Genomic DNA, 12,170 nt, shown 5'->3' on the forward strand with positions numbered 1-12,170 from the left:
TTGTGCCGTATATAGGTCACTGCTTGAGCAATTTGTCAAGTATTAAACTCAAAACAATTAGGCTTAGTGTCAGATATGGCCTAAAGCTGAAAATGCTGTCCTAGATAGACTTCCCGCACTTTTTGGTTATTGAGTACGGTGGCGGCATCGCCATCAGCAATGATGTGGCCTTCGGATACGATGTAAGATTTCTCGCATATATCGAGCGTTTCTCTAACATGATGATCGGTAATGAGAACGCCAATGTTTTTGGCTTTTAGTTGCTGGATGATACCTTTGATATCACTAACTGAAATGGGATCGACGCCAGCAAAGGGCTCGTCAAGTAATATAAAATCTGGTTCTGTGGCTAACGCTCGTGCAATTTCTACGCGTCGGCGCTCGCCACCAGATAGCGCCATCCCGAGGCTATCTTTAATGTGAGTGATGTGAAACTCTTCCAGTAGCTTATTTAGAATTTCTTGCCGTTGCTTACGCTTTAAGCCTTTGCGAGTCTCCAATATCGCCAAGATATTTTGGCTGACCGTAAGTTTTCGAAACACCGAGGCTTCCTGGGGTAAGTAGCCCAGACCGCGCCTTGCCCGGCCATGCATGGGCTGGCGAGTGACATCTTCACCATTGATAAAGACTTGGCCTCGATCTGCCCTTACTATGCCAGCGATCATATAAAAGCAGGTTGTCTTGCCCGCGCCATTAGGGCCGAGCAAGCCCACAACTTGTCCTTGGTTTACCGACACTGAGACATCGATAACCACTTGTCTGCCTTTGTAACTTTTTGCGAGATGTTTAGCTTCTAATTGCGACATTAAGACGACTGCTTATTGATATGCTAGTTGGTTATTATGTTGTTTTATTCTGTATCTTCGAGAGGGGGCGAGGAGGTTTCATTTTCCTCTGTGTCTACCGTCTCGTTGCTTTCTTCTTCATTTGAATCAGAATCGATGATGTCTTCTTCAGGCTCGGATTCTATGCTGGAATTGTCTTCTTGCCCTTCCTCGCCATTGATAGACTCTAAGGTTTTTGGTGGGATAACCATGCGCACCCGCTCTTTGGTGCCGTCTGCAGAAGTTTTTCCACCTGCTTTTACTAACGCTTTTTTCACATCGTATTCAATACGATTACCGCTTAAACTTGTGCCATCTTGGTCAAGAGAGGCGTTTTCAATAAGAAACAGCGTCTCGTTTGACGCTGAGTATTCAAGTGTATTGGCCACAGCGGTAACCGGAGGGCTGTTTTCTTTCGGGGTTTGTTGAAAACGGGCGGGGTTACCTGTTGCCACAATTTTTTTGGCAGAGTCAACCTTGCCTTTTTCGAATTTACCGTAGTAAACCACTTTACTAGCATTGATTTTAAGGCTGCCTTGCTGCAAAACCACATTACCCAAGAACGTTGTTGTTCCTGCTCGGATATCAAACTCGTGTGTGTCAGCATCGATGAACATCGTCTGTGTGTCATCGTCTGGTAGTGTCCAGGCATTGGTTGCTAATAACACTGCTAGAGAGATAAATATAAATTTAAGTTGGATCATAGAGTCCACGAACTTTAGATAATAGCTTTAATTTTTGTGCGACAAAATCAGCATGAAGGCCTGTGCCTTTGATTTCTACGCTATCAGAATTTATTTTTACAGCTTCAGCTGTTTCAGCGACCTTGCCTATTGGATCAACGTTTAACCTCTGTGTGGTAATGGTGGTGGTAATACCATCGGCATCTGTATGCTTCACGACTACATTATTCCACAATTCTATACGCTCATTTAGGGACGTTATTTTGCCTTTATTCGCTAATACAAGCCAGGGTTCCTTGTCCTGATAAAACACCAATTGGGGCTTATCTATCAAGGTGAAGATCTCTTGTGCTTCATCTTCATCCTGAGTTCGGTAGTGCTCCAACTTGACTGCATCAAAGGTGTAACTTAGACCGCCATCATCCTGGAAATGTGTTGTTGTTGTATTGCGAGCGACTGCGAAAGGCACAGCATCCACTTCTGTGTGTAATGCCGGCGATGTGCCTAAAATGCGAGGTGGCGAGTCACCAAAGTATATAATGGCGGATAATAGCGCCAAAATAAATACAATGTACAGACTAGTTCTAGTCACTTAAATAAACCTCAAGTGCTGAGTCAAACGTGCCTTGCGCAAGCATTATCATATCGCATACTTCTCTCACCGCACCATCACCGCCTTTTTTTGTTGTTTGCCAATGGCTGCGTTTCGCTACTTCCGGATGGGCATTTGCAACACTAATACTTAAACCTGCACGTATCATGACTGTCAAATCAGGGTAGTCATCGCCTACGTAGGCGATGTCTTCATAAGCACATGGAAAGTCTTCTTGTAACTCTCGTAGTGCATCAAATTTATCCTCTCGGCCCTGTTTCAATAAATGAATACCTAAGTCTTTTGCCCGCCTAGCAACAATCTCACTCGTTCTGCCTGTAATAATTCCCACTTCCACACCTGATCGGCGGAGCATCTTAATGCCGTGCCCATCTAATGTGTTAAACGATTTGATTTCGGAGCCGGTGCTAGAAAAATATATTTTACCGTCAGACATTACGCCGTCGACATCCAATAGCAGCAGTTTAATTTTGCTTGCTCTGGCCATTATTTCACTATCTTGTATTTGCATTGGATTGCTCATTATTTAAATAATTCCCGCTCGCAATAAGTCGTGCATATGTAAAACTCCAATCACTTCCTGTTCATTATTTTTAACTACTAGGGCAGTAATTTTGCGTGTTTGCATTATCCCCAATGCTTCGGCAGCAAGCATATTTTGATTTATCGTCTTGGGGTTTTTTGTCATAACTTCGCCAGTCTCAAGGCTATTAATATTCAAACCTGCCTCTATCGCACGGCGAAGATCGCCATCGGTAAAAATACCCATCAGCTGCTGGCTTTGGCTTACTACAATAGTCATTCCGAAGCCCTTTGTTGTCATTTCGCTGAGAGCTTCTTTTAACGGTGTGCTTGCCGTCACTTTGGGAATCTCTGTATCTCCATGCATCACATCTTGTACACGCAGTAAAAGCTTTTTCCCCAATGCGCCGCCGGGATGAGAAAAGGCAAAATCTTCAGCAGTAAACCCTCTCGCTTCGAGCAGGGCGACGGCTAGAGCATCGCCAAGAGCTAGTGTTACAGTTGTACTTGATGTAGGAGCCAAATTTAGTGGGCAAGCTTCAGACTGAACACTAATGTCAAGGTTTACATGTGCCGCTTCTGCAACTGGAGAGTTGGGTTTGCCTGTCATACTAATTAGAGTAATGTCCAGGCGTTTTAGCATAGGTAGCAGTGTAACAATTTCAGCTGAAGCGCCTGAATTAGAAATCATAAGGGTAATATCATCTTTAGTGATCATACCCAAATCACCATGGCTAGCTTCACTCGGATGAACAAAGAACGCCGGTGTTCCAGTGCTTGCTAGGGTCGCGGCTATTTTTTTTGCGATATGTCCCGACTTGCCAATGCCCACTACGATAACTCTGCCTTGGCAGCTGAGTATGAGTTCGCAAGCTTTAACAAAATCACCATTAATTTTAGTCAATAAATCTGTTAAAGCGTCCCGCTCAAGGGATACAGTGCGCTTGGCTGAGCTTAGATAATCAAACTGACTCATGCTAGAAACTTGGCTCTTTATATATAAGTTTATTCGCTATTGGTATTTGACGAGAGTTATGGAACTTGGCGATGTGCTCATCGCTCAATATCGACTCAGACTAACCACTTGTATGTAAAATTGGGGGCTATAATAGGGCTTTTTACACAAAAGTACGATGCTTATAGTCCGCAATATTTACTATAAGGGACTATATTTGTGCAAATCTCAAATTTGATCCCCTCTATTTTAGACTCTGCTGCATGGAGTTAGTCCTAACATGGCTAAATAAAGAGGGCGACAATCTTGTAATTACTCTGCTAAACCCAATTATGATGTGTATTAAAACACCAATATACAAGCGGCTAGCAGTGAAAGGTGTGATGATTGTATTGAGCAATGTGGTTGTTGGAACCTGTTACAATGCTTTTGTTTTGCTGCTTTTACTATTTACATTAGCCGTCTTTTTATGGGTGTAAGGTGTACAATGTAGCCTAAAAGACTTAAAGATTGTCAGCTTACGTTCAGCATTAGATGTTTATATTGGCGCTAATAAGCCCCGTAGCCTAAATAAGCCCTTAGGGCCAAATTTTTTGATATTCGATGAGGAGAATAAAACTGTGAAGATGAAGTTCGCACTGCACTCGGTAATGTTAGGTATTTTTTTGCTATTTAGCAGTCTTGCAAACGCCGCAGACACAACCGAGCAAGCGAGTGCAAATGAACGTCCTGAGGCTACCCCTCATCAGGTCGTGGATAATGTCACTATTGAGCTTATGCAGGTCGTTAGTGGCGGTAAGAAAGCTTTAAAAGATAACCCTGAGAAATACTTTGCTGACGTGCGCAGAATCATGGAAAGTGCTGTTGATTTTAAATATATCGCTCGCAATGTTATGGGCGCAAAATATTGGAAATCTGCGTCAAAAGAGCAACGTGAGAAATTTATTGAGGTGTTTACCTCCGGGTTAGTTGAGACCTACGCCAAAGGTATGGCTAATTTTGCCGACTTTGAAATTAGTTTAGAAGCACCGAACAAGGCTAATGAAGGTAAGAAAAAAGTAGAGGTTGTCCAGAAATTTAAAGGTCCAAACGGTGTTAATCGAGTTTCTTACACCATGGGGCAACATAAAAGCGGTGCTTGGAAATTGATCAATGTGGTGCTTGATGGTGTCAACCTCGGTAAAACATTGCGTTCGCAGTTTTCCCAGTCTGTTGCTGAAACTGGTGGTGATCTTGATGCAGCGATTAGTAGCTGGAGCTGGAAAGGCTGATTTACCCTATGCAGTTTAGGTATTAGATATCGAAATAGATAAAGCGGGTGCGAAATGCCCGCTTTTTTATTAGTATAGCCACCAATTATTAGCGTCTAATGGGCGCTAATTTTTGCTGGTTTGACTTTTTATATTTCCCTACTTGGTATTGCAATGAATTCAGAACAAATAAAGTCTAAGCTTGAAGCTGCTATCGCTGATAGTCAGGTTGAAGTTTCAAGTGACGGTAGCCACGTTCAAGTAGTCGTGGTAAGCCCTGCTTTTGAGGGGCTCAATGCGGTTAAGAAACAACAGCTGGTATATGCAGCTTTGCAAGACGCTATTTCTAGTGGCGCTATCCATGCGGTACAAATGAAAACATACACCCCAGATGAATGGTCTAATCATCACGCCTAATGCGTGGCTCCATACTCACATTTAAAAATTTAAGCTGATAGATATTTCTCATGGATAAATTGATTATTCAAGGCGGTTCATGCATCAAGGGTGAGATTAGAATTTCTGGCTCAAAGAATTCGGCACTGCCTATTTTAGCTGCGACCTTGTTAGCCAGTGACCCGATACAGATATGCAATCTACCTCATCTGAATGATATTACTACTATGCTCGCTTTGATCCGCTGCATGGGTGTTGATGTCATCGTTGATGAAAAAATGTCTGTGGAAATTAACCCCAATACCATCAAAGAACTTGAAGCGCCTTATGAGCTTGTAAAAACAATGCGTGCCTCGATTTTGGTGTTGGGGCCTCTGCTGTCAAGATTTGGTGAAGCTAGAGTCTCGTTTCCCGGTGGTTGTGCCATAGGTAGCCGACCAGTTGATATACACCTTAGGGGGCTTGAAGCTATGGGGGCGGAGATCGAAGTAGATGGCGGATATATACATGCTAAAGCTCCGAATGGCCTCAAAGGTGCCCACTTCTATATGGAAACCGTTACTGTTGGCGGTACTGAAAACCTGCTGATGGCTGCAGTACTCGCCAAAGGCAAGACGGTTTTGGAAAATGCTGCTCGCGAACCAGAAGTTGTTGATTTAGCCGAGTGTCTGGTTGCAATGGGGGCTAAAATAGAAGGAATTGGCACCGATCATCTGGTAATCGAAGGTGTTGAAAAGCTCAATGGCTGTACTTTCTCCGTCATGCCAGATCGTATCGAAACGGGCACTTACTTAGTGGCAGCGGCAGCAACAGGAGGCAGCGTTACCTTGCGTGATACCCGCGCAGATATTCTAGAAGTTGTCTTACTCAAGCTAGAAGAAGCGGGGGCTGAAATTACCTCTGGCGAAGACTGGATCCGACTGGATATGCATGGCCGGCGACCTAAAGCTGTGAACCTTACTACTGCTCCTTACCCGGCCTTTCCCACTGATATGCAAGCGCAATTCACTGCAATGAATGCTGTTGCAGAAGGCACCTCTACAGTAACGGAAACGATTTTTGAAAATAGGCTGGTACAGACTCATGAGCTCAATCGTATGGGAGCTAATATTTCACTCAAGGGAAACACTGCCGTGGTAACGGGGGTCGAAAAATTAAAAAGTGCACCCGTGATGGCCTCGGATTTACGAGCCTCTGCCAGTCTTGTTATAGCGGGTATGGTTGCCGAAGGTGATACTGTGGTCGATCGAATTTATCATATTGACCGTGGCTATGAATGTATCGAAGAAAAGCTGCAGTTATTGGGAGTTAATATTCGCCGTGTGCCTGGTTAAAAAATATTCCCTCCAAAGCTACCGGAAAAGAAATTCAGGATAAAATAAGACAATGCCTCAATTAACCATCGCGCTTACTAAAGGGCGTATTTTAAAAGAAACATTACCCTTACTGGCTTCCGCTGGGATAGAGCCGCTAGAAGATATTGCTGCTAGCCGAAAGCTAACTTTTGAAACCAGTTCTCCCGATGTGAGGTTGTTGATTCTACGGGGTAGTGATGTGCCAACCTATGTTGAATTTGGCGCGGCCGATGTCGGCGTTTCAGGTAAAGATACGCTGATCGAACATGGCGATAGTGCATTTTATGAGCCATTAGATCTGAAAATTTCTCGTTGTCGACTAATGACTGCAGGCATCGTGGGTAAAAGCCTGCCTGCTGGAAGAATTCGTGTCGCCACCAAGTATACAAATCTAGCTAAGCGTTACTATGCCGGTAAGGGCCGTCAGGTGGATTTAATTAAACTTTACGGCGCTATGGAACTCGCTCCGCTGATGTCACTGGCAGATGAAATTGTCGATATCGTCGATACAGGTAACACCTTAAAAGCTAATGGTTTGGAGGCGCGCGATACTATTGCTGAAATCAGTTCGCGACTCATTGTTAATAAAGCATCGATGAAAATGAAGCATCAGCAAATCGAGGCACTTATCGATGCTATTAGCGCGGCAGTAAAAGAACGGGAAGAGGCGGCTTAGAAATGAGCGACTTGATTCGTATGTTAAATGCCTCCGATGAGAGCTTTGATAGACAACTTTCCGATTTACTTGCTTGGGAAGAAGAAAGTAATGACGAGGTAGTGACAACAGTTAAAGAGATTTTACGTGATATTCAAAGACGTGGTGATAAAGCACTAGTCGAGTATACAGAGCGCTTTGACCGCCGCAGTTTGAATACTGTCTCAGATGTCATCATAGAAAAACAGCAGGTTCATGAGGCTCTGCAGCGGATTCCTGTTGAGCAAAGAGCTGCTTTGCAAGATGCCGCTGAGCGTATTGCAAGCTATCATGAACATCAGAAGCAAGCTTCATGGCAATATACAGAAGCTAATGGCACGATGTTGGGCCAGAAAGTAACGCCATTAGATCGTGTTGGTTTATATGCACCGGGAGGTAAAGCGGCTTATCCTTCTTCTGTGTTGATGGCGGCCATTCCTGCTAAAGTAGCCGGTGTTGAAGATGTTGTATTAGTAACCCCCACACCGGAAGGTAAGGTTAACGATATTGTTTTAGCTGCGGCAGCAGTGGCTGGTATTGATCGGGTTTATACTATTGGTGGCGCACAGGCAATTGGTGCATTGGCCTACGGCACAGAAACTATCCCTAAAGTCGATAAAATTGTTGGTCCAGGCAATATCTATGTCGCCACGGCGAAGCGGGAAGTGTTTGGCCGTGTGGATATTGATATGATCGCCGGCCCGTCAGAGATTCTTGTTATCAGCGATGGTTCTACCGATCCGGACTGGATTGCCATGGATTTATTTTCACAGGCTGAGCATGATGAGCAAGCGCAAGCGATTTTACTCTGCACCGACTCTGCATTTGCTAAGTCTGTGTATGCTAGTATTGAAAAACTTTTACCGACCCTGGAGCGTCAGGATATTGCTGCTGTGTCATTAAAAAGCCGTGGTGCAATCATCAAGGTGGACGGCCTAGATAATGCGCTAGAAATTGCCAACCGCATCGCGCCTGAGCATTTGGAATTATCTATTGAACAACCGCTGGCAGCAGTCGATAAAATTCGTCATGCAGGAGCGATCTTTATCGGGCCTTATACCTCTGAATCTTTAGGAGATTACTGTGCTGGGCCCAACCATGTCCTACCTACATCTGGCACTGCGAGGTTCTCATCTCCGCTAGGTGTCTACGATTATGTCAAACGATCTTCTCTTATTCATGTATCTGCTGAAGGTGCGGATGAGCTTGGACGAATTGCATCTGTACTTGCCCGAGGTGAATCTTTAGAGGCTCATGCGCGCGCTGCGGAATATCGAATTAAAAAATAAATGATAATTAAGGTAGACCATCTTCTGCCTTAATCTGTTTTTTTCATTAAAGTTCTATTCACGTTTTATCCAACCAACATAATAAATAAGTTGACTTTGAATCCGTTCAAAAAGATATTTTATTATTTTTACAATACATCACAAATGTTAGAAAATTTTGGTGTAATACCAAGACAAACCCTTGATAGAAAATAGATAACATGTTTTTTATGTTAGTCGTCTCTATATTTATCGCGAGAATTTTTCGCAGGTAAATAATATGAATGGTTTAAAATTTTTCTCTCTTGTTCTCACGGCGTTACTCTTGTGTTCTTGTAACGGTTCAGGTGGAAATTCTGACGACTCTTCAGCCAGTGATACACCTGAGAATCAATCCGATATAATAGAACTTCTAGTATTTGGGAGAAAAGCATATGTTCTTCAATTTGATAAACGCACTCTTAAATTTAATGAAGCAGTCGAAGTGTCTGATGATTCAGTAGGCTCTTATGGTATCTTAGATAGTCAAAATAGAATATATGCAGCAACAGCTGGAGTAACGAGCAATAAATGGGTCGAAAACGAGTTTCTACAAATTAGTCACCAGCGCGGTATTGGCGATAATAATGGTTATATCTCTCTTAGCAAAAATGAAGATAAATTGGCAGTGTCAAGCTTTGCTACAGGCAATATATCTCTATTTAGTATCGATAAAGAAAGCGGTGCAATCAAAGATGATTCTGTGGTGATTTCCCGAAGTATAGAATCGAGAGCTCACTGGGTTCAATGGGGACCTTCAGGAAATAATATTTATGCCATTTACCATGGCGAAGGCAAAATTACCCGACATAGTTATGATGTGCAGAAAGGGCAAGTTGATCTAATATCTAATGTTGTTTTTCAGGAGGATAGTGGTGCCGCAACTCGTTTAAGACATATGGCTTTTCATCCTGGTAAGCCAAACTTTGTGTATATCGTTGCTGAAGGAAGCAATGAAATTATTTTTACTGAAGTTTCTGAATTGAACGGTCAGTTTATTGAAAGGCAGAGGATTAGCACATTACCAAGTAGCTTTACTGATAATAATACCGCAGCTCATATACAAATTTCAAAAGACGGTAATAACCTCTACGTATCTAATCGAGGCCACGATAGTATTGCTGTTTTCAATATTGATGCTAATGGTGAACTGTCTCTTATTGAGCATGAGACGGCGAATATTAATAGGCCTCGTTTCTTCCTATTACTTGACGATGAGAAGCTGTTATTCACCGCTAATCAAAGAGGTGGAAGTATTGTCGCAACTTCTGTTGGGTTAGCTGGAGAGCTTGATATTTTGGATGTTTCCTCTGACGTTGTGTTGAATGGCTCAAGATTTATTGCCAAGTTACCCTAGGCTGTGTTTATACTCAGATCGGTTGAGAGCTCCCAATTTAATAGGCTTGCACAGAAGCTAAGTGGTGTAGGTATAGTCCTCATACTACTATAAGGACTATATTCCTTTCATCACTCATTTCATCTGCTAAATCTATAGCAATAGCTTAAAAACTCGCGCCTACCCAAAACCAAACTTTATCGGTATCAACTCGTCCACCAGGGCCGTCAGCGTCGCTATAAAACGCAGCTCTTAAACCAAAGTTGTAGTGTTTTGCAAACTTTCTTTTATATTCAAAGTCTACTTCATCTCCGAGATCATCATTAGGAGCAGATTCGTCAGTAGAAAAGTTGTGGTATCTAATAATCCAAGCCCCTTGAAATAATTTGCCGCCTATACTTATCGCGGTATCTTCAAGACCTTGGGTGGGGGTAGCAAGAAATAAATCTGCCCAACCATTAAACTTATGTAATGTTGCCAAAGGAGTGCTAAAACCATAATTGCCGTTGTCAGATCCTAGTAACTCGTAAGAGCCCTTTACTGTTACAGGGCCAAAATTATAGCCGAGTTCTGCCATAATATAATTTGCATCAGCTTCTATTGTGCCCGCTTCAAAAGATTGACTGGCAAGCTCAGCTATGTAGCTCCACTTTCCATTTTGGCCATTAAAACGAAGGCCAAAGGTATCATAAGTGGTATCAAGTGCATTATCTTGTTCTAGTAAATATGCATAGCCTGTAATGGTTCCAATAGGGGTCTTATAGGCTGCATGCAGCAAATGGTCATTTGAATCTTGATCCGCTGCTTCAGCAAAAATTCTATTTCGTTTATTGATATAATTGTAATTAAGTGAGAGGTTTTTGTTTGGCTTTAAGTTAAATGAAGCGCCATCAAAAGTTTGACGGTCTTGCCGCCACCCTACGTGACCTATAAAACGATGGTTATCAAATACCATTACTTGTCGACCAACCTTCGCAGTAAATGAACCATTCGAATATTGTAAAAAACCTTGGTCTAATTCAGTGACTTCAGGGTCTGCAACTACCGAAAATTCGCCTGTCTGAAAACCTGTAGGTGGTACGGAGTAATCATCTACGCCAGCGGTTATTCGTACGTCTTCAAACTCGGTAAAGGCAGAAAAACCATTTAGTTCACCTGTTTTATATCCAATACGAGTTCGTAAGGTTAAAGCATTGGCATCTTCCAAAGCATTATCCTGCTGAACTGTTTCGTAGCGTATTCGAATATCCCCATTTGCCTTACCTTGTGTAAGCGCCTCGGTAAATGAATTTGCGCTTGTTACATAAGCTATACTAACACTTGATAAGACGATGCCCCGAAATATACTTTGTAGTTTCATCTTTGTTCTTTCCCAATAGTCAAATATCTTTAAAATCACACAGGATTAATTATTTCGGCTATATGATTCTTATAATTGCAAACAAAAAAAATCTACATCCTTCGCGTATATCCACATTATATTAACTACTACTTGTATTTCATTTGATTTGTCACAAGTGAAATTACATCCATACTTCTGATGTCGTGCTCAGTGTAGAATATCCACATTGCTTTGCATGAAAGATAATGAATCTACTTTTAATATTGGTCGCTGAGGTGTTTGCAGTGATTAGCCCAAGCATCGAATATGCCAACTATTACTTGTGCCCCACTTTTTTAATTAAATGAAAAAATAATACAAAATTATTATCGTAAATTTCTTAATTTAAATTTATTTGGTTTTGAGCCGTAAGCGTATTCGATAAAAATAAAACTTCAGTAAGTAATTATAAAATAGTGAAAGTGCAGCTTTTCTACAAATCACTTTAGTTTAGCGGCTTTCGAGATAGTTAAAGCATTAAAAATATGCACTGCTCAACCTTGTAGTGATTTCGCTATATTGTTTGCAAGTCTTGCTGATTTATCTTTAAGAGTCATCTAAGTAGTTGATACAAAGTGTCATTTACGGTGACCTCGATCCTAGACTGGCATGATAATCGCTGTATTTATCATGAGTCTGGGAAAAGCCTTTTTTTTGCGCATTCAAAACACTGTAAAAGCACCATTCTGGTATCTTTGCTTGATTTTTGCACTTATTTTATGCGTGTTGTGAGGTGACAAAAAATATTTAAGCTAAAGAATAAAGCGATTATGCACAAAAATGGACGGTTGTTGGCTTGTAACGAATACTTTCGCTAATTCAGAAAACGTACGTGGGGATTACCCTAACTCCGT

General features: G+C 42.0%; 12 protein-coding genes. 6 read left to right on the forward strand and 6 right to left on the reverse strand.

The window, feature by feature from the left end:
* Positions 1 to 80: 80 nt before the first annotated feature.
* Genes lptB through BVC89_RS03970 form a run of 5 tightly spaced genes read right to left on the reverse strand, consistent with a single transcriptional unit; the run spans position 81 to position 3,618 of the window.
* Positions 81 to 806: an LPS export ABC transporter ATP-binding protein gene (gene lptB, locus BVC89_RS03950; RefSeq protein ID WP_086929954.1), complete on the reverse strand. Its 726-nt coding sequence runs from the start codon at positions 804 to 806 to the stop codon at positions 81 to 83.
* Between the two features lie 44 nt (positions 807 to 850).
* Positions 851 to 1,528 (reverse strand): lipopolysaccharide transport periplasmic protein LptA, encoded by a 678-nt coding sequence (lptA, locus tag BVC89_RS03955; protein WP_086929955.1) that lies wholly within the window; start codon positions 1,526 to 1,528, stop codon positions 851 to 853.
* Positions 1,515 to 2,099 (reverse strand): LPS export ABC transporter periplasmic protein LptC, encoded by a 585-nt coding sequence (gene lptC / locus BVC89_RS03960; RefSeq protein WP_086929956.1) that lies wholly within the window; start codon positions 2,097 to 2,099, stop codon positions 1,515 to 1,517. Before lptC ends, lptA begins: the two co-directional genes overlap by 14 nt.
* On the reverse strand, positions 2,092 to 2,643 hold the full coding sequence (gene kdsC / locus BVC89_RS03965) for a 3-deoxy-manno-octulosonate-8-phosphatase KdsC (RefSeq protein WP_245929334.1): 552 nt from the start codon (positions 2,641 to 2,643) through the stop codon (positions 2,092 to 2,094). Before kdsC ends, lptC begins: the two co-directional genes overlap by 8 nt.
* Before the next feature lie 3 nt (positions 2,644 to 2,646).
* Positions 2,647 to 3,618 carry a KpsF/GutQ family sugar-phosphate isomerase gene (locus tag BVC89_RS03970; protein WP_086929958.1) on the reverse strand — a complete coding sequence of 324 codons (972 nt, stop codon included), beginning with the start codon at positions 3,616 to 3,618 and terminating at the stop codon, positions 2,647 to 2,649.
* A gap of 605 nt (positions 3,619 to 4,223) precedes the next feature.
* On the opposite strand from BVC89_RS03970, the gene BVC89_RS03980 reads away from it, so the two are divergent.
* From BVC89_RS03980 to BVC89_RS04005, 6 genes are all read left to right on the forward strand, one after another.
* Positions 4,224 to 4,868, forward strand: a complete 645-nt coding sequence (locus tag BVC89_RS03980; protein WP_086929960.1) for an MlaC/ttg2D family ABC transporter substrate-binding protein — start codon at positions 4,224 to 4,226, stop codon at positions 4,866 to 4,868.
* Between the two features lie 153 nt (positions 4,869 to 5,021).
* On the forward strand, positions 5,022 to 5,264 hold the full coding sequence (locus tag BVC89_RS03985) for a BolA family protein (protein WP_086929961.1): 243 nt from the start codon (positions 5,022 to 5,024) through the stop codon (positions 5,262 to 5,264).
* 50 nt (positions 5,265 to 5,314) lie between these two features.
* Positions 5,315 to 6,577, forward strand: coding sequence for a UDP-N-acetylglucosamine 1-carboxyvinyltransferase (gene murA / locus BVC89_RS03990; RefSeq protein ID WP_086929962.1), 1,263 nt, complete (start codon positions 5,315 to 5,317; stop codon positions 6,575 to 6,577).
* Positions 6,578 to 6,629: 52 nt separating this feature from the next.
* Positions 6,630 to 7,274: an ATP phosphoribosyltransferase gene (gene hisG / locus BVC89_RS03995; protein WP_086929963.1), complete on the forward strand. Its 645-nt coding sequence runs from the start codon at positions 6,630 to 6,632 to the stop codon at positions 7,272 to 7,274.
* 2 nt (positions 7,275 to 7,276) lie between these two features.
* A complete protein-coding gene (hisD, locus tag BVC89_RS04000; protein ID WP_086929964.1) occupies positions 7,277 to 8,581 on the forward strand; it encodes a histidinol dehydrogenase in 1,305 nt (434 codons plus the stop codon).
* 259 nt (positions 8,582 to 8,840) lie between these two features.
* Positions 8,841 to 9,956: a lactonase family protein gene (locus tag BVC89_RS04005; protein ID WP_086929965.1), complete on the forward strand. Its 1,116-nt coding sequence runs from the start codon at positions 8,841 to 8,843 to the stop codon at positions 9,954 to 9,956.
* A 145-nt stretch (positions 9,957 to 10,101) separates the two neighbouring features.
* On the opposite strand, the gene BVC89_RS04010 is transcribed toward BVC89_RS04005, so the two are convergent.
* Positions 10,102 to 11,295 carry an alginate export family protein gene (locus BVC89_RS04010; protein WP_086929966.1) on the reverse strand — a complete coding sequence of 398 codons (1,194 nt, stop codon included), beginning with the start codon at positions 11,293 to 11,295 and terminating at the stop codon, positions 10,102 to 10,104.
* Between the last annotated feature and the right edge of the window lie 875 nt (positions 11,296 to 12,170).

It is taken from the genome of Agarilytica rhodophyticola (genome assembly GCF_002157225.2).
GTDB lineage: Bacteria > Pseudomonadota > Gammaproteobacteria > Pseudomonadales > Cellvibrionaceae > Agarilytica > Agarilytica rhodophyticola.